The organism is Aestuariimicrobium ganziense (assembly GCF_015352975.1).
GTDB classification, from domain to species: Bacteria; Actinomycetota; Actinomycetes; order Propionibacteriales; family Propionibacteriaceae; genus Aestuariimicrobium; species Aestuariimicrobium ganziense.
Genome location: NZ_JACYIZ010000005.1, coordinates 121299 through 137812, shown reverse-complemented (window position 1 = coordinate 137812; position 16514 = coordinate 121299). Strand labels below are relative to the sequence as shown.

17 protein-coding genes are annotated in these 16514 nt (G+C 69.5%); 4 read left to right on the top strand and 13 right to left on the bottom strand.

Features of this window, described 5'->3' with window-relative positions; all coding sequences use genetic code 11:
* Positions 1 to 83: 83 nt before the first annotated feature.
* On the top strand, positions 84 to 2600 hold the full coding sequence (locus IE660_RS10775) for a glycogen/starch/alpha-glucan phosphorylase (RefSeq protein WP_203568370.1): 2517 nt from the start codon (positions 84 to 86) through the stop codon (positions 2598 to 2600).
* 19 nt (positions 2601 to 2619) lie between these two features.
* On the opposite strand, the gene IE660_RS10770 is transcribed toward IE660_RS10775, so the two are convergent.
* Positions 2620 to 3198, bottom strand: a complete 579-nt coding sequence (locus IE660_RS10770) for a histidine phosphatase family protein (RefSeq protein WP_203568369.1) — start codon at positions 3196 to 3198, stop codon at positions 2620 to 2622.
* Between the two features lie 64 nt (positions 3199 to 3262).
* Between IE660_RS10770 and tpx the strand changes: the two genes are divergently transcribed.
* Positions 3263 to 3760, top strand: a complete 498-nt coding sequence (tpx, locus tag IE660_RS10765) for a thiol peroxidase (RefSeq protein ID WP_203568368.1) — start codon at positions 3263 to 3265, stop codon at positions 3758 to 3760.
* Between the two features lie 34 nt (positions 3761 to 3794).
* On the opposite strand, the gene trpB is transcribed toward tpx, so the two are convergent.
* A complete protein-coding gene (gene trpB / locus IE660_RS10760; protein WP_203568367.1) occupies positions 3795 to 4991 on the bottom strand; it encodes a tryptophan synthase subunit beta in 1197 nt (398 codons plus the stop codon).
* 107 nt (positions 4992 to 5098) lie between these two features.
* On the opposite strand from trpB, the gene IE660_RS10755 reads away from it, so the two are divergent.
* Positions 5099 to 6034: an alpha/beta hydrolase gene (locus IE660_RS10755; RefSeq protein ID WP_203568366.1), complete on the top strand. Its 936-nt coding sequence runs from the start codon at positions 5099 to 5101 to the stop codon at positions 6032 to 6034.
* Here the strand turns inward: IE660_RS10755 and IE660_RS10750 are convergent.
* The 7 genes from IE660_RS10750 to IE660_RS10720 form a co-directional block, all read right to left on the bottom strand.
* Positions 6015 to 8111 carry a glycosyl hydrolase family 95 catalytic domain-containing protein gene (locus IE660_RS10750; protein ID WP_203568365.1) on the bottom strand — a complete coding sequence of 699 codons (2097 nt, stop codon included), beginning with the start codon at positions 8109 to 8111 and terminating at the stop codon, positions 6015 to 6017. The two genes, IE660_RS10755 and IE660_RS10750, sit on opposite strands and share 20 nt — an antisense overlap.
* On the bottom strand, positions 8108 to 9298 hold the full coding sequence (locus tag IE660_RS10745; RefSeq protein ID WP_203568364.1) for a hypothetical protein: 1191 nt from the start codon (positions 9296 to 9298) through the stop codon (positions 8108 to 8110). The genes IE660_RS10750 and IE660_RS10745 overlap by 4 nt, the downstream gene beginning before the upstream one ends.
* Before the next feature lie 45 nt (positions 9299 to 9343).
* Positions 9344 to 10198, bottom strand: coding sequence for a metal ABC transporter permease (locus IE660_RS10740; protein WP_203568363.1), 855 nt, complete (start codon positions 10196 to 10198; stop codon positions 9344 to 9346).
* The gene (locus IE660_RS10735; RefSeq protein ID WP_328701930.1) at positions 10195 to 11028 is read right to left on the bottom strand and encodes a metal ABC transporter ATP-binding protein; all 834 of its coding nucleotides are present in this window, start codon (positions 11026 to 11028) and stop codon (positions 10195 to 10197) included. The genes IE660_RS10740 and IE660_RS10735 overlap by 4 nt, the downstream gene beginning before the upstream one ends.
* A complete protein-coding gene (locus IE660_RS10730; RefSeq protein ID WP_203568362.1) occupies positions 11025 to 11978 on the bottom strand; it encodes a metal ABC transporter solute-binding protein, Zn/Mn family in 954 nt (317 codons plus the stop codon). The genes IE660_RS10735 and IE660_RS10730 overlap by 4 nt, the downstream gene beginning before the upstream one ends.
* Before the next feature lie 65 nt (positions 11979 to 12043).
* Entirely contained in the window at positions 12044 to 12778 is a 735-nt protein-coding gene (locus tag IE660_RS10725) for a sulfite exporter TauE/SafE family protein (protein ID WP_203568361.1), read from the bottom strand.
* A gap of 52 nt (positions 12779 to 12830) precedes the next feature.
* Positions 12831 to 13004: a hypothetical protein gene (locus IE660_RS10720; RefSeq protein ID WP_203568360.1), complete on the bottom strand. Its 174-nt coding sequence runs from the start codon at positions 13002 to 13004 to the stop codon at positions 12831 to 12833.
* Between the two features lie 215 nt (positions 13005 to 13219).
* On the opposite strand from IE660_RS10720, the gene IE660_RS10715 reads away from it, so the two are divergent.
* A complete protein-coding gene (locus IE660_RS10715) occupies positions 13220 to 13984 on the top strand; it encodes a gamma-glutamyl-gamma-aminobutyrate hydrolase family protein (protein WP_203568359.1) in 765 nt (254 codons plus the stop codon).
* Here the strand turns inward: IE660_RS10715 and IE660_RS10710 are convergent.
* From IE660_RS10710 to IE660_RS10695, 4 genes are read right to left on the bottom strand one after another with little or no spacing between them, the layout of a single operon-like run.
* On the bottom strand, positions 13965 to 14231 hold the full coding sequence (locus tag IE660_RS10710) for a hypothetical protein (protein WP_203568358.1): 267 nt from the start codon (positions 14229 to 14231) through the stop codon (positions 13965 to 13967). The genes IE660_RS10715 and IE660_RS10710 overlap by 20 nt on opposite strands.
* Positions 14232 to 14393, bottom strand: coding sequence for a hypothetical protein (locus IE660_RS10705; RefSeq protein ID WP_203568357.1), 162 nt, complete (start codon positions 14391 to 14393; stop codon positions 14232 to 14234). It abuts the gene before it with no gap.
* The gene (locus tag IE660_RS10700; RefSeq protein WP_328701929.1) at positions 14390 to 14968 is read right to left on the bottom strand and encodes a cysteine hydrolase family protein; all 579 of its coding nucleotides are present in this window, start codon (positions 14966 to 14968) and stop codon (positions 14390 to 14392) included. Before IE660_RS10700 ends, IE660_RS10705 begins: the two co-directional genes overlap by 4 nt.
* Positions 14965 to 16458 (bottom strand): purine-cytosine permease family protein, encoded by a 1494-nt coding sequence (locus tag IE660_RS10695; RefSeq protein WP_203568572.1) that lies wholly within the window; start codon positions 16456 to 16458, stop codon positions 14965 to 14967. The genes IE660_RS10700 and IE660_RS10695 overlap by 4 nt, the downstream gene beginning before the upstream one ends.
* Positions 16459 to 16514: the final 56 nt, after the last annotated feature.

Sequence of the window (16514 nt, the reverse complement as noted above, 5' to 3'; positions counted from 1 at the left end):
CGGCTCGTCCGTAGGTAGGATCAGCCTCGTTGGACGAGGCACGGCGTGGTGCCACACAGGCAAAGACACTCCCCGGAGGCTCCATGACGATTCTCACCGGCACGACTCCCGTCGGCCCGACCAGCCCGGTCACCCACCCGCTCGCACTGGCGGCGGTGTCGTCGCCGTCGCACTCGGTGGACGGCTTCGTCAAGGCGTTCCTGTTCGAGCTGAACACCCAGCAGGGCATCACCCTGTCGCGCTCGACCCCCAACGACCAGTACTTGGCGCTGGCCCGCACCGTGCGCTACTACCTGATGGCCCGCTGGCTCGAGACCGACCGTCAGCAGCGTGAGACCAAGGCCAAGATGGTCGCCTACCTGTCGGCCGAGTACCTGCTCGGACGCCAGCTGGGCAACGCCCTGCTGGCTGCCGACCTGCGAGACATCGCCGAGGAGGCGATGAAGGCCTGTGGACTCGACCTGGCCTCGCTCGCCGAGATGGAGGTCGAGCCGGGTCTGGGCAACGGTGGCTTGGGCCGTCTGGCCGCCTGCTACATCGACTCGTGCGCCACCAAGGACCTGCCCTGCATCGGCTACGGCATCCGCTACGAGTACGGCATCTTCCGCCAGACCTTCGTCGACGGTGCCCAGGTCGAGCAGCCCGACCCGTGGCTGGCGCTCGGCGCCCCGTGGGAGTTCCCCGACCCCGAGTCGATGGTCGAGGTCAACTTCGGCGGCCGCACCGAGACCTACCGCGACGAGCAGGGCCGCGAGCGTTCACGCTGGATCCCCGACTGGAACGTGCTGGGCATCCCCTACAACTACATGGTGCCGGGCTACCGCAACGGCCGGGTCAACACCCTGCGGCTGTGGAGCGCGCAGGCCACCAAGGCCTTCGACCTCAGCATCTTCAACGCCGGTGACTACGCCCAGGCCGTGCGGGCGCAGACCTTCGCCGAGAACATCACCAAGGTGCTCTACCCCGAGGACTCCACCCCCCAGGGCAAGGAACTGCGCCTGCAGCAGCAGTACTTCTTCGTGAAGTGCTCGCTCGAGGACTTCCTCACCCACGAGTTGGAGGAGGACTTCGACCTCACCAAGCTCGACGAGCGGATCGTCTTCCAGCTCAACGACACCCACCCGGTGATCGCCATCCCCGAGCTGATGCGCGTCCTCGTCGACGACCGTGGCCTGGACTGGGAGGACGCCTGGGCGATCACCCGCAAGTGCTTCGGCTACACCTGCCACACCCTGCTGCCCGAGGCGCTGGAGGTCTGGTCGGCCGAGCTGCTGGGACGACTGCTGCCGCGCCACCTCGAGATCATCTACCGGATCAACGAGGAGTTCCTCGAGGAGGTCCGTCAGGCCTTCCCAGACGACGAGATGCGCGTTCGCCGGATGTCGATCATCGCCGATTACCCCGAGCGCTCGGTGCGGATGGCCTACCTGTCGACGGTGGCCGCGATCAAGGTCAACGGTGTGGCCGAGATCCAGTCGCAGCTGCTGCGCGACCGGGTGCTCAACGACTTCGCCGACCTGTGGCCCGACAAGTTCACCAACGTCACCAACGGCGTCACCCCGCGCCGGTTCATCAAGATCGCCAACCCATCGCTGGCTTCGCTGATCACCTCGGCCGTCGGCCGCGGCTGGCTCAGCAACCTCGACCGGTTGCGCGAGATCGAGCCGTTCGCCGAGGACGAGGAGTTCCGCGCCCGGTTCCGTGAGGTCAAGAGCATCAACAAGGTGCGGCTGCGCGAGTTCCTGAGTGCGCAGAAGGGCATCGACCTGCCCGAGGGTCACATGCTCGACGTGATGATCAAGCGACTGCACGAGTACAAGCGCCAGTCGCTGAAGCTGCTGCACGTCGTCTCGCTCTACGAGCAGATCAAGTCGGGCAAGATCTCGGCCGACGGCATCACCCCGCGCACCGTGGTGTTCGGTGCCAAGGCCGCACCTGGCTACCGCTTCGCCAAGGAGACGATCCGGCTGATCAACGCCGTGGGTCGCACGATCAACGCCGACCCCGACACCAAGGACGTGCTCAACATCGCGTTCCCCGAGAACTACAACGTGACCGTGGCCGAGGTGCTGATCCCGGCCGCCGACATCTCCGAGCAGATCTCGCTGGCCGGCCTGGAGGCCTCCGGCACCGGCAACATGAAGCTCGCCATGAACGGCGCGCTCACCGTGGGCACCGACGACGGGGCCAACATCGAGATCCGCGAACTGGTCGGCGACGAGAACTTCTTCCTGTTCGGCATGCGCGAGCCCGACGTGGCCGCGTTGAGTGCCAAGGGCTACCACAGCCACGAGTTCTACGAGAAGGACGCCGACCTCAAGGCGGCGATCGACCTGATTGCCCACGGTGGGTTCTCCGGCGGCAACCACGGCGAGTTCGAGTCCGTGGTGTCGAACTGGGTGCACAACGACCGGTTCATGGCGCTGGCCGACTTCCGTGCCTACATGGACATCCAGACCGAGGTCGAGAAGCGCTACGCCGACCCCGACGCCTGGTCGCGCTCGGCGATCCTCAACATCTCGCGCACCGGGCACTTCTCGTCCGACCGCTCGATCCGCGACTACGCACGCGGCATCTGGGGCATCTCACCCTCGATGTGACCCCCTGGGCCTGCCCGGGTCAGCCCTCGCTGGCCCAGACAGCCCAGTCGGTAGGGGTGAGTGCGCCCAGCACCTGGGCGCGCTCACCATCGCCGCGCACCAGCACGCCGCCGCCCTCGGGCAAGCTCACGCCAGTGGCCGCGACGATGTTGGACGAGTGCCCGATCAGCACTGTCACCTGGCCGTCGGGCACCACCGTGGCCACCATGGCGGCGCCGTAGCGCTCTCGTTCCGGTCGGGTGTCGGTGTCCTGCAGCAGTGCCTGAAGTCCCCAGTCGACCTCGCCCCGACCGAAGGCCAGGGTGGCGGCGTCCCGGCAGCGCCACGACGGGCTGGTCAGCACCCGACCCGGTGTCGCACCGAGCCGCTCGAACGCGCCGCCCAGGTCGCGGGCCTGCTGCTCACCCTCGGGTGAGAGCAGTCGCTGCTGCTCACGAGGGGAGTGGGCATCGTCCACACCGCCCCGGTCGGTGGCCGGATGGCGCAGGTAGAGCGTGACCCCGCCGGCTCTCAGGGCCGCCTGCAACGACGGGGTGGACGCACTCGGGGCCGAGGTCGATGAGGCCAGCACGGCGCGCCTGCCCAGTGTGATCTCCATCGCCACCCAGCATCGCTGGTGCCGGACGGCGCGAACTGCTCGACGACTACGGCAGGATGGGCCCATGGCCAACACGCTCTTCAAGGGATCAGAAGTCCACACCGTCGGTGACCTGCCGAATGTCGGCGCCCAGCTGCCGACCTTCACCCTGGTCGGCAACGACCTGTCCGACGTCACGCTCGAGCAGTTCGAGGGCAAGCGGGTGGTGCTCAACATCTTCCCCAGCATCGACACCGGGGTCTGCGCGACCAGCGTGCGCACCTTCAACCAGAAGGCCGCCGGGCTGGACGGTGCCGTGGTGCTGTGCGTCAGCAACGACCTGCCGTTCGCCCTGGGCCGCTTCTGCGGCGCCGAGGGCATCGACAACGTGGTGACCGCCTCGGCGTTCCGCTCGTCGTTCGGCAGCGAGTACGGCGTCACCATGACCGACGGGCCGCTGGCCGGCCTGCTGGCCCGCTCGGTGGTCGTCATCAACGAGCGGGGCGAGATCGTGCACACCGAACTGGTGCCCGAGATCACCACCGAGCCCGACTACGACAAGGCCCTGGAGGCTCTGGCCTGAGCCGAGCGCGACGGGGTGGGGGTGGCCGGGCCGATCAGGCCCGGCCCTCCATCCGCTCGACGATGTAGTCGATGTCCTTGTCGCCGCGCCCTGACAGGTTGACGATGATCACGCCGTCGGGGCCGAGTTCGGGCGCCAGCTTGATCGCGTGGGCGACCGCGTGCGAACTCTCCAGAGCGGGGATGATGCCCTCGAGCCGCGACAGCAGGCTGAAGGCGTCCAAGGTCTCCTGGTCGGTGGCGCTGACGTAGTTGACCCGACCGATCTCGCGCAGCCACGCGTGCTGCGGGCCGACGCCGGGGTAGTCCAGGCCCGAGGCGATCGAGTGTACCGGCGCGGCATTGCCCTCGTCGTCCTGCAGGACGAGGGTCTGCATGCCGTGCAGCATGCCCGGGGTGCCCAGGGTGATGGTGGCGGCATGCCGGTCGGAGTCCAGGCCCTCACCGGCCGGCTCGACACCCCAGATCGCCACGTCCTCGTCGGGCAGGAACTCGGTGAACAGACCCATCGCGTTCGAACCGCCGCCAACGGCGGCGACCAGCGCGTCGGGCAGGCGCCCTTCGTCCTCGAGGATCTGCTGGCGGGCCTCGCGCCCGACCACCGACTGGAAGTCACGCACCATCGTCGGGTAGGGGTCGGGGCCGACCGCCGAGCCGATGCCGAAGAAGGTGTCCTCGTAGTCACGGGCGAAGGTCATGAAGGCCGAGTCGACCGCCTCCTTCAGTGACCGGCCACCCTCGTCCACCTCGACGACCTTGGCACCCAGCAACTGCATGCGCACCACGTTGGGGTGCTGCTTGGCGACGTCGATCGAACCCATGTGGATCTCGCACTCCAGCCCGAGCAGCGCGGCAGCGGTGGCCAGCGCCACGCCGTGCTGGCCCGCGCCGGTCTCGGCGATCATCTTGGTCTTGCCCATCCGCTTGGCCAGCAGGCCCTCGCCCAGGCAGTGGTTGATCTTGTGGGCGCCGGTGTGGTTGAGGTCTTCACGCTTGAGGTAGATCTTCGCGCCGCCGACATGGGCGGTGAGCCGCTCGGCCAGGAACAACGGCGAGGGACGACCGACGTACTTGGCCAGCAGCCGGGCGTACTCGGCCTGGAACTCGGGGTCGTTGCGGGCCCCTTCGTAGGCAGCCTTGACCTCGGCGATCGGGGCGACCAGGTGCGGGGGCAGGTGGGCGCCGCCGAAGCTGCCGAAGAAGCCGTCCGCGTCGGCGTTGAAGTCAGTCATGGGTGGTTCGTCTCCTGGAAAGGGTGTGCTCGCAGGTGAAACTACCGCCCCGGGCCGCACGCTGGCACACCGCCCACGCCATGGCGGGGCTGTCTAGACTCGGCGAGGTGAAGCCCACGACGTTCGACCTCGCCACCAATGGCATCACCCTCGGCGGCCACAGCTGGCTGCCCGAGGCCGAGCCCCGCGCCGTCCTGGTGATCTCGCACGGCATGGCCGAGCACACCGAGCGCTATGCACCGCTGGCCGCAGACCTGGTCAAGGCCGGGTTCGCCGTCTACGGAGCCGACCACCGCGGCCACAAGCGCACCGCGGGCACGCTCGACAAGGCCGGGCACATCGCCTCGCGGGACAGTTGGCGCCTGGTGCGCGAAGACCTGGCCGCGGTTGTCAAGCACGTCCGCTACCTGCACCCGGGTCTGCCGGTGGTGCTGCTGGGGCACTCCTTCGGCTCCCTGCTGGCCCGCGACCTGGTCACCACCCACCCCGGCCTGGTCGACCTGCTGGTGCTCTCTGGAGTGGTCGGGGATCCGGGCGTGATCGGTGGCGTGGGACGCCTGATCGCCCGCGGACAGCGCCGGGTGCTGGGAGGCAGTCGTCCCAGCCGGCTGCTCGACCGGCTCACCTTCGGCAGCTACAACTCTGCCTTCAAGCCCGTGCGCACCGAGTTCGACTGGCTGACCCGTGACGAGGCGGTCGTCGACGCCTACGTCGCCGACCCATGGTGCGGGTTCGTGTGCAGCAACAGCTTCTTCGATGCGATGATCGCGGCCACCCGACGGGTCAACTCCATCGAGCTGGCGGCCAGGACCCCCAGGAGCCTGCCGGTGTTGGTGATCGGTGGCTCCCACGACCCGGTCGGCCGCGCGGGTCGGGCACCCGAACAGATCGGTGAGCTGTATCGCGAAATCGGTCTGGACGACGTGACCGTCAAGGTCTACGACGAGGCCCGTCACGAGGTCTTCAACGAGACCAACCGCGACGAGGTGGTCGCCGACCTGCTGGCCTGGCTCGAGCCGCGGCTCAGCCGGGAAGCCCGCTGACCTCGACCACCTGACCGTCACGCCAGCGGCACGAGACCACGTGCCCACCCCGGGCTCGCAGGCCGTCGAACGACCCCTCGCGCCAGTGCGGTGGCAGCGCGGGCAACACCTCGACCTCGCCGTCATGGCTCTGCAGCAGGCACTCAGCCACCGCGGCAACGATGCCGAAGTTGCCGTCGTGCTGCATCGGCGGGTGGGTGGTGAACAGGTTGGGCATGGTGTTGTGAGTGAGCAGGCCGCGCAGCATCTGGGCCGCCCGGGCGCCGTCGCCCAGACGGGCGAACAGCGCCATCCGCCAGGGCCACGTCCATGACCGTCGTGAGTCGCCGACCACCTGGTCGTGGCGGTAGGCGTCGGCATCACCGGCGCGGCTCGGGGGTTCGCCACATCTGGCCTTGAGCGACACCAGCGCCGCCTGCGCCAGTTCTGGCGTGCGACGCCGGGTGACCTGTCGTCCGGGGTGTACGGCGAACAGGTGAGAGGTGTGGCGGTGCTCGTCGTCGGGGTCGTCGCGGTCGCTGACCCACTCCTGCAGCTGTCCCCAGCTGCCGACCTGTGGGCCCAGCAGCCGGTCACGCAACTCCCGGTAGCCCTGGGGCGGCTCGACCCCGAGCGCCTCGCAGGCCTCGAGCAGGTTGGTGAACAGGTCCCAGACGATCTGCTGGTCGTAGCTGACCCCGTTCACGCGGGGGCCGTGCTCGGGTGACCAGCCGTCGATGACCACCAGCCGCCCCTGGTCGTCGGCGGTGAGCCGGTCCTGCCAGAACTCGGTCAGGTCGAGCAGCAGCGGCAGCGTCCGCTCGCGCAGGAAGTCGAGGTTGCCCGTGAAGGCCCAGTGCTCGTGGAAGTGCTGGGCGAGCCAGGCCGCGCCGGTGAGGTTCCACTCCCAGACGTGGCCGCCGATCGCGCTCATGCCGGTGCGGGTGGTCCAGCCGCGCGTCTCGTCCCCGAAGGCGGCTCGGGTGGCGACCCGGCACGGCACCGCCATCTGCTCGACCCAGTCGAACAGCGGCATCTGCTGCTCTACCAGCCCTGTCGGCAGCGCGCCCCAGTAGTTCATCTGGATGTTGATGTTGCTGTGGTAGTCGCATCCCCAGGCGGGCTCGAGAGAGTCGTTCCACAGCCCCTGCAGGGTGGCCGGGAGCCCTCCGGGTCGTGAGGCCGAGGCGAGCAGGTAGCGACCGTACTGGAAGAAGACCTGCTCGAGTTCGGGGTCGTCACCCCCGGCCTGGTAGTGCTCGAGGCGTTGGTCGGTGGGCAGGGTGCGCAGCTGGTCAGGGCTGTCGCCCCACCACATCCGGCAGCGGTCGATGATCTCGGTCAGGTGGGCTTCGGCACGACGCTGGGCCTGGTCGACGTCCAGGTCGTCCAGGGCGGCGGCTGCCTCCGCCAGACGGGTGAGGGGGTCGGTGCCACGCCAGTTCGCCGTCGCGTCCAGCACGTGGTCGGTACGGGCGTCCAGTGCGAGGACGAGGTGGGTGGCGCCGTCGAAGCGCAGCGCGTCGTCACTCGCCTGCAGTCGCGCATCGCCGGCCACCACCTGCAGGCTGGCGGCGAACTGCATGTCGTTGGCCAGGGCGCCTCGGAAGAGCAGTTCGCGGTCGGACCGGGCCTCGGTGGGGGCGTTGTGGGCCGAGCGCAGGGTGATCGTGCCCGACAGCGGGCTGGTGCTGCGGTACTCGAACAGCAACACGTCGGGCTCTGGGCAGGCATGGGCGGTGCGCACCAGGCGGTCGTGGTCCGGACCGTCGGTGACGACGTGTCGTCCGGTGCGCAGGTCGAGTGCACGGCGGTAGCCATCGCCCGGCCGGGGCTGGTCGAAGCGCACCTCCAGCCAGCCCAGGTTCTGGTACGAACCGAAGCCGTCGTCACCGAAGGACGAGGCCCGCTCGTCATCGCCCATCATCGCGTTGTCGTAGTTGCGGATGCCACGCCACAGGCTCAGCTCGTTGAGTTGCGCCCGGTCGGCGTCGAGCCCGCCGTACAGCATGGCGCCGAGGCGCCCGTTGCCGATCGGCAGGCACTCCGACGCCCAGTCGGTCGCCGGTCGGTCGTAGTGCAGGACGAGATCGGTCATGGGTGCACCTCGGGCGTGGGGGTGGGCATGGGGGGGAGCAGTCGCTCGCGGCGCGAGCGCCGCGCAGTCATCGAGGCCTCGTGGCGTCGTCCGGCGATGCGCCGCCAACGCCGAACGGCACGCAGCTCACCGAGTACGCCGAAGGCAGTTGCAGGTCGATGGTCGTGCCTCGCTGGCCGGGTGCGGCGAGGCCGCACCGACGTGTCGGGCAACTCCATGCCGTCGCCGCTGATCTCTGCGGCCGCGGTGAGCGAGGCGCGCATCTGAGGGTCGTGGCCGAGCCATTCGCGGTGGATCGCATCCATCGCTGCCCTGGCGCCGGTGTGCAGGCCCTCGGACTCGCCCAGTGACCCCAGTTGCTCGGTGATCGCGTCGGCCAGGTCGTCACGGGTCTGGTCGTCCAGTCCGGTGACGTGGATGCTGAGGACGACCAGCTGCCGGTCAGGGCTGACGTGGCTGCAGTCGGACTCGACGTCCAGGTCGTGACCCAGCTCGATCAGCTGCTGGTTGAGGGCTGTGGCCATCGTGCGGGCGAGGACCTGGGCCATGCCCCACCCGCTGACCAGCACCGAGACCACCACGTGGTAGTCGGTGGGGTGGGCGTCGTCGGCCCTGGTGACGACTTCGGTGGCCACGGGTCCCACGGGTTCGCCGGTCAGCCAGGGTGGTGCCCAACCCGGGGGTGGGGTGGTGGTGGCCAGCAGCCGGGCGTTGGCGGTGGTGAAGTGGCGGGCCAGCTGGCTGAGTTCGGGTTGGTCGGCGAGCAGCCCCCAACTGGGCGCCACGGCCAGGCCCGATCCGCGCAGGCCGTGGCGGTGCAGGCGGGCGAGGTTGCGTGGGTCTCGGTCGGCACCGTGGTGCCAGCGTCGGGGGTCGTCACCGAGGTCGGGGTCGGCCAGGTGCTCCATCACGGTGCTCAGCCCTTGCCACAGGGTGCTGGGGTCGGCCCGGTCCGGGTCGTCATGGGGAGCACTCAGCGTGACCGAGCTGACGGTGGACGACACCAGCGCGCCGATCTGCAGGTCGGGGTGGGCCGCTGCCGCGTGCTCGACAGCCGCCGCGATGACTGCCTCGAGGCAACCGCTGGTGGCGGCGGTCTCGTCGGCTCGTCCGACCCGTACGAGCAGTTGCACGCGATCGGGTCCACCGTCGGCCGGGACGAGGGTCGGGTGCAGGGTCTCGTCCACGGCGCCAGTCTTGCACCGATCGTCGTTCGGGAGGACGGCGTGCGCTCAGGCCCTGCGCACGTTCCAGCCGCGGCGGGCGCGCAGTCGTCCGAGCGCGACGCAGACCAGGTAGATCGTGAACGAGATGGTGGTCACGTAGGGGCTGACCGGAAGGCCCGGGCCCAGTGAGAGCAGGATGCCGCCGACCGCGCTCACCACCGCGAACAGCACCGACAGCGCCGACAGCGCCAGGGGACGTACGCTCACCCGGGCGGCCGCGGCCGTGGGGGTGATCAGCAACGACAGCACCAGCAGCGCCCCGACCAGTTGCACCGCCATGGCGGTGACCAGACCGAGCACCACCATGAAGGCGATCGAGAGCTGCCGCACGGGCACGCCGCGGGCGATGGCGACCTCGGGGTCGACCGAGGCGAACCACAATGGACGCCACATCACCGCCAGGGCTGTCGCGACGATCACCGCGACCACCGACAGGGTGACCACCTGGGCCTGCTCGACCGCCACGATCTGGCCGGTGAGCAGGCCGAACTTGTTGGCCGATCGCCCCTTGTACAGCGCCAGGAAGAGCACCCCGAGGCCCAGGCCGAAGGGCAGCAGGATGGCAATGGTGGCGTTCCGGTCACGGGCGCGCACCCCCAACAGGCCCAGCACGATCGCGGCCAGCAGCGATCCGCCGATCGCGCCGCCAGCGACGTTCCAGCCCAGCAGCAGAGCAGCGGCCGCACCGGCGAACGAGATCTCGGAGGTGCCGTGCACGGCGAAGGCCAGGTCGCGGGCGTGGATCATCGGCCCGATGACCCCGGCCAGGATGCCCAGGATCAGGCCTGCGGTGAGCGAGCCGGTGACCAGGGGCAGCAGCTCGGCGAAGTTGTGGAAGTTGATGACCGTGTCGAAGCTCACGCCGCATCCTCGTCGTCGTGGTCGTGCGGGTGGTGGGCGTGGCCGGTGACCTCGTCGGCGCCGACGACGATGATCCGGTTCTGGTGGCGGATCACCTCGACCGGCGACCCGTACAGCTCGGTCAGCGACTCGGTGGTCATCACCTCGTCGGGGGTGCCGACCAGCGCCTTGCCGGCAGCGAAGTGGATGACCCGGTCGACCGCCGACAGGATCGGGTTGATCTCGTGGGTGACGAAGACCACCGCGATGTCGAGTTCACGACGGGTGCGATCGATCAGCTCGGTGACGGTGCGCTGCTGGTGCAGGTCGAGGCTGAGCAGCGGCTCGTCGCACAGCAGCACGGTCGGACGACGGACCAGGGCCTGAGCGATCCGCAGGCGCTGCTGCTCACCACCCGACAGCATCGACAGCGGGGCATCGGCGTAGGCCGTGGCCCCCACCTGTTCCAGCGCGGCGTCGACCTGGCGTCGCTGCTCACGGCTGGGCCACGGGGGTCCCCACCGGTCGCCGTCGAGGCCGAGGGCGACCAGGTCTCGTCCGCGCAGGGTGGCCCGGTGGTCGAGCGACTTCTGCTGCGGCACGTAGCCGATGAGTCGCGAACCGCGACTGACCGGGACCCCGCCGATCCGGGCCTGGCCGTGGGCCAGGTCGACCTGGCCCAGCAGCACCCGCAGCAGCGTGGTCTTGCCGGCTCCGTTCGGTCCGAGCACGGCGACGAACTCGCCGGGTTCGATGTCGATGTCGAGGTGGTCCCACAGCCGACGCTGGCCGAAGGCGACACAGGCGTCCTCGAGGCAGATCGCCGGCGTGCGGGTCGCGCTGGTGGTCACGCCAGGGCCTTGGTGAGCGCGTCGATGTGCAGCCGCATGTAGGCATCGTAGGAGTCGACGCCTTCGGGCATGGTCTCGTGCACCTCGACGGTCGGCAGCCCGGCCTGGTCGGCGGCCCGCTGCAGGGTGCGGCTGGCCTCGTCGACGGTCTGGGCGTTGACCAGCAGCGCCTTGGCCTTGCCGTCGACCAACAGCTTGCGGGTCTCTTCGAGCACTGCCACCGATGGGCCGTCGGAGGTCTCGGACTGCTCGACGTAGGCCTCGGGGGTGATGTCGTCGATGCCCAGGTCGACCAGCAGCAGACCAGCGACCGCCTCGGTGCTGACCACCGTCGCGCCCTGGTGGGCGGCCAGTTCGGCCTTGGCCTGCGTGAGCATGGTGGTCATCGTGGACGCGAAGCCGGCCGCGCGCTCGGTGTACCCGGCGGCGTGGGCCTGGTCGAGGGCACCGAGCCGCTTGGCGAGTTCGGCCGCCACGGCCACCGCGGTCGGGATCGAGGTGAAGACGTGCTCGTTCTCGTGGTCATGGCCGGCGTGGTCGCCCTCGTCGCCGTGGTCGTCATCGTCGTCGTGGTGCGCCTGGTCGAACAGGGCCTTGGCGTCGAGGGTGATCTTGTCGGCGTCGAGGCTGTCGACCAGCTTCTCGGCCCACTCGTCGTAGTGGCCGCCGTTGACCAGGATCAGTCCGGCCTTGCTGAACGCCAGCTTGTCCTGGGCGGAGGCCTCGTAGCTGTGCGGGTCCTGGTCGGGCCCGATGTCGGTGGTGGTGACCTCGGCGTCGTCACCGGCGACGGCGCGGGCGACGGCGGCCCACACCGGTCCGGTGGTGTGGACGAGGACTCGTCCCCCCGGGGTGCCGGACGGGCTGCCTGCGTCGGAGGAGCACCCGGCCAGGGCGGCCAGGCCGGCGGCGGAGATCCCGAGCAGGACGTGGCGGCGTGATGTCAGCATGAAGTGAACCTTCCCTCTAATGAGAACCATTATCAATGAGGGATGGGCACCGCGCAAACTCGCGGTCAGCGGACGAGCAGACTCACCGCCGCGACGACCGAGCCGAAGATCGCCAGGTTCTCGAACAGCCGCTGGGGCAGCGCCTTGAGCAGCTTGATGCCGACCCACGTGCCGAACAGCACCACGGGGGTCAGCATCAACACGGTGCGCACGGTGGGCCAGGTGAACAGCCCGAGGCTGGCGCTGAACGGCACCTTGGTGAGGTTGACGATCAGGAAGTACCAGGCCCCTGTGCCGACGAACTTCATCTTGTCGATCTTGGCGGCCAGCAGGTACAGCGTCATCACCGGGCCGGCGGCGTTCGCCGTCATGGTGGTGAACCCGGCCGCCAGGCCCGCGGCACCGGCGGCCGCGTGCGACCCGGCTGCCTTGCTGGGCTCGGTGCGACCGCGCTGGCGCCACAGCGTGATGAACTGCACGGCCAGCGAGATCAGCAGCAGCACACCGATCACCCGGCGCAGGGTCCTGTCGTCCACCTGGGACATGAACCAGGCACCCAACGCCAGACCGGGCAGCACCCAGGGCAGCAGCTTGACCAGCAACTTCCAGTCGGCGTGGGCTCGGTAGCGCAGCACCGCGACGACGTCGCCGAGGATCAGCAGCAGCAGGACGGCGGCCGTGGACTCCTTGGTGGGCATGTACATCGCGAAGATCGCCACCGAGACCGCGGCCAGCCCTCCCACGGAGGTCTTGGAGATGCCGATGATGAGGGCTGCCAGCCCCAGTGCGACCCAGATCACACCCCACAGCTTCGCACGTCGCCAGTGGTGGCGACGGTGCTGTCCGCAGCAATCAGCTGGGCTCGGAGTGGCGCCTGCGGTGCTGGGCTGCTCGGGGAACCCGCCACCGGGCCACGAGTGCGAACCCCACCCCGGCCGACAGCGCGGCGAGCACGGCGAAGGCGTCGTGGGTCCACCACAGGTGGCTGCCCAGTTGCGGTACGACCAAGGTGGCGATGGTCGACACTCAGGCCAGCAGCACCGACCGCACCAACCACGAGTCCGAGGGCATTCCCTGCGTCATCATCGTCAGCAGCGCCAGGGGGGCGATCAGGGCAGCCACGCCCTGCACGTGGTGATCGCGCCAAAGAACCCTAGCCACTGCGGCACGCCACAGCCGAGCCAGCTGCGTGACCTCTGTCACTGTTGCGTCGAGGGGCCGGTTCCGGTGACATGGGTCACGTGACACGTTCCACCAGTCGGGACGCCCGCGTGGCGTCCGGTCCCCGTATCGCCATCTCGACCACCACCGGGCAGGAGCTCTCCGGCCCCCTGCCCGGGTTGCCGCGCACCAATGTCTCGACCGACTACGTTGATGCTGTGCTGGCCGCCGGGGGCGTCCCGGTGATGCTGCCGCTGTTCGATCCCGAGCGGTACCCGATCGTGGACGACCAGCTCGAGGGCGTCGATGCCCTGGTGCTCACCGGCGGGCAGGACATCGACCCGTCCCGTTACGGGCAGGAGCGTCGTCCCGAGTGTGGTGAGAGCCTGCCGGTGCGAGACGCGTACGACCTGCGACTGCTCGAGGCGGCTCGGTCACGGGGCATCCCGGTGCTGGCGATCTGTCGGGGCTTCCAGCTGGTCAACGTGGCCGGCGGGGGCACCCTGGTCCAGGACCTGCCCACCGACCGCCCCAGCGAGGTGGCCCACTGGCAGAGCGGCGCCCCCGACCAGCCGACGCACACCGTCTCGGTGACCCCGGGCGGTCTGCTCGCCCAGGCCGTGGGCGAGGTCGACCTCGCGGTGGTCTCGTACCACCACCAGGGCGTCGACCAGTTGGGGCGAGGGCTGGTGGTCGAGGCGACCGCTCCGGACGGCTTGGTCGAGGCAGTCCGGGCCGAGCAGGGCTGGCTGCTTGCCGTGCAATGGCACCCCGAGATGAGCCATCGCCACGACCGGCGTGGCCTGGCCCTGTTCGAACTGCTGGTCAGCGCCGCGTCGGGCTGACGTCGGGGGTTTGGGCGGCGGCACGACGTGCCAGCATCACCACGGTGGCGATCGCGAACGCCACCGCCAGACCGGTGACCAGCACGTGCACGCCCCACAGGTCGGGCGTGGTGACAGGCAGCACCAGACCGATGATCACCGCGCCGAAGGTGGCCAGCGCCCACTTGAAGGTGGCGTTGTGCTCACCGATCTCGCTCAAGATCGTGCCCAGGGTGATCGGGCAGGTCAGCATGCCGACCATGGCCACTTACCGAGCCGGGGTCGCGACGTCAGGCTGGTACTCCGCCCACCAGCGCAGCCCGGCGACCAGCACCGTGTAGGCCAGCATCGCCAGGGCCCATCCCCACAGCGCCCGAGTTGGGCCGGGCTTGCGCCGAGGCCCGCGCGAGCCCTTGCGCCGCCTGCTCATGCCGCTTCAGCCTCCGCTCCCACGACCACGATCTGGGGTGCGTAGAGCCCCATCACCTGCATCGCGGCCGCATGGTTCTCAGGCGTCGAGCCCGCGCACCCCTGCTCGACAACGGTCACTGTGGCGCCGGCGTCGGCGGCCGCGAGCGCGGTCGAGATCACGCAGCAGTCGGTCGAGACCCCGACCAGCACGAGCTGGGGATGCTGCTCACCGGTGCGCTCGACCATCGCCTGGCCCCACTTGCCGAAGGTGGTCACGTCGAGGGTGTCACCGTGCACCCACGCACGGGCGGCCGGCACCAGGTCGAACAGCGGGTCGTCGTCGGGACGATCGGCGAAGCTCCACAGCGTGAAGTACGCCTGCCACGACCCCTGGTGGTCGGTGCCGGGCAGCCAACGGGTGACGATCGTCCGCTCACCGAAGTGGGCCACCAACTCGTCCACCACCGGCACGATGCCGTCGAACATCGGTGAGGCCCAGTCGCTGGAGGGATCGGCGAAGACCACCTGCGGGTCGATGACCACCAGCCAGGCGTCGTCGGGCGGGGGCAGGGTCGGGCGTTGGGCGCTGGTCACGACGCCACCACGTGGGAGTTCTCGTCGGCCTCGGTCTGGGTGGCCTCCTGGCGGCGGATCGTGCCGCGGCGGGCGACCAGGGTGACCAGGAAGCCCAGAGCCAGGGCGATGAACACGCCCAGGTTGGCCCACGGCCACGAGCCGTCCCACGACTGGCTGCCGTCCTCGGCCGTGGTCCTGGTGCCCAGTCCGAGCGGCTCGAGCAGGTAGCCCTGCCAGTTGTTCCAGGCGGCGTCCTTGGCGAACTGGTTGATCACCAGTCCCCAGCCGATCACCGAGGCGACCACCAACGTGACCAGCGACACCCAGTCGAAGGCCTTGTAGCGTCCGCGGCTGTCGAACAGTGCCTTCTCGTCGTAGGGACGACGGCGGGTGGCGATGTCGGCGCACATGATGCCCGCCCAAGCTGCCAGCGGCACGCCCAGGGTGATCAGGAAGCTCTGGAACGGGCCGAGGAAGTTCTCGGCGAAGAACACCACGTAGATCGTGGCCAGGGTCATGATCACGCCGTCGATGGCTGCCGCGGCCGGACGGGGGATGTCGATGCCCAGGCTGAGCAGGGTCAGGCCCGAGGAGTAGATGCCCAGCACCGCGCCGCTGACCAGGGTGAGGATGGCCACCAGCAGGTAGGGCAGCAGCAGCCAGGTGGGCAGCAGCCCGGCGAGCGCTCCGATCGGGTCGCCGCCGACCAGGCCGGCGAAGCCCTCGTTCGAGCCGACCAGCAGCAGGCCGAAGATCACCAGGATGATCGGGGCCACCGAGCCGCCGAAGGTGTTCCAGCCGACGATCGCCGCCGAGCTGGAGTCACGGTGCTGGTAGCGCGACCAGTCCGCGGCGATGTTGACCCAGCCCAGGCCGAAACCGGTCATCACCATGACCAGGGCGCCGATGGTGGCCGGCAGCGAGCCCGAGGGGATCTGGCTGACCGCGCTCCACGAGATCTTGGGGATGGTGACCAGCATGAACACGATGGTGAAGGCGCCGGTGACCCAGGTCAGGATCGACTGCAGCTTCATGATCGTGTGGTAGCCCAGCACGGACGCGGCGACGATGATGCCGGCGATCAGGGCGCAGGCGATCACCTTGGTGGTGGTGCCGTGGGCCCAGCCGAGGCGCTCGAAAACGGTGCCGATCGCCAGCGTCGCCAGGATGGTGAGGCTGGTCTCCCAGCCGATCGAGGTCAGCCAGCTGATGATGCCGGGCACCTTCTGGCCCTGGACACCGAAGGCGGCGCGCGAGAGCACCATGGTGGGCACCGAGCCACGCTTGCCGGCCAGGGCGATCACGCCACAGATGGCGAAGCTGAAGATGATGCCGATCAACGCGACGACCGTCGCCTGCCAGAAGCTGATGCCGAAGCCCAGCAGGAAGGCGCCGTAGCTCATGCCGAAGACGCTGACGTTGGCGGCGAACCAGGGCCAGAACAGGTCGCGTGGGCGGGCCGTGCGGTCGGCCTCGGCAACCACGTCGATGCCCTGGAGTTCGATCAGTCCGGGCTTGGCCGCGGGTACCGAAGCACCCGGCGGTGGGGTCTGGTCGTGGGTGG

Coding starts and splice junctions, on each gene's coding strand:
- IE660_RS10770 (WP_203568369.1), bottom strand. CDS start 3,198: ATGGAGATCACACTGGGCAGGCGCGCCGTGCTGGCCTCATCGACCTCG.
- IE660_RS10705 (WP_203568357.1), bottom strand. CDS start 14,393: ATGAGCAGGCGGCGCAAGGGCTCGCGCGGGCCTCGGCGCAAGCCCGGC.
- IE660_RS10750 (WP_203568365.1), bottom strand. CDS start 8,111: ATGACCGATCTCGTCCTGCACTACGACCGACCGGCGACCGACTGGGCG.
- IE660_RS10730 (WP_203568362.1), bottom strand. CDS start 11,978: ATGCTGACATCACGCCGCCACGTCCTGCTCGGGATCTCCGCCGCCGGC.
- trpB (WP_203568367.1), bottom strand. CDS start 4,991: ATGACTGACTTCAACGCCGACGCGGACGGCTTCTTCGGCAGCTTCGGC.
- tpx (WP_203568368.1), top strand. CDS start 3,263: ATGGCCAACACGCTCTTCAAGGGATCAGAAGTCCACACCGTCGGTGAC.
- IE660_RS10775 (WP_203568370.1), top strand. CDS start 84: ATGACGATTCTCACCGGCACGACTCCCGTCGGCCCGACCAGCCCGGTC.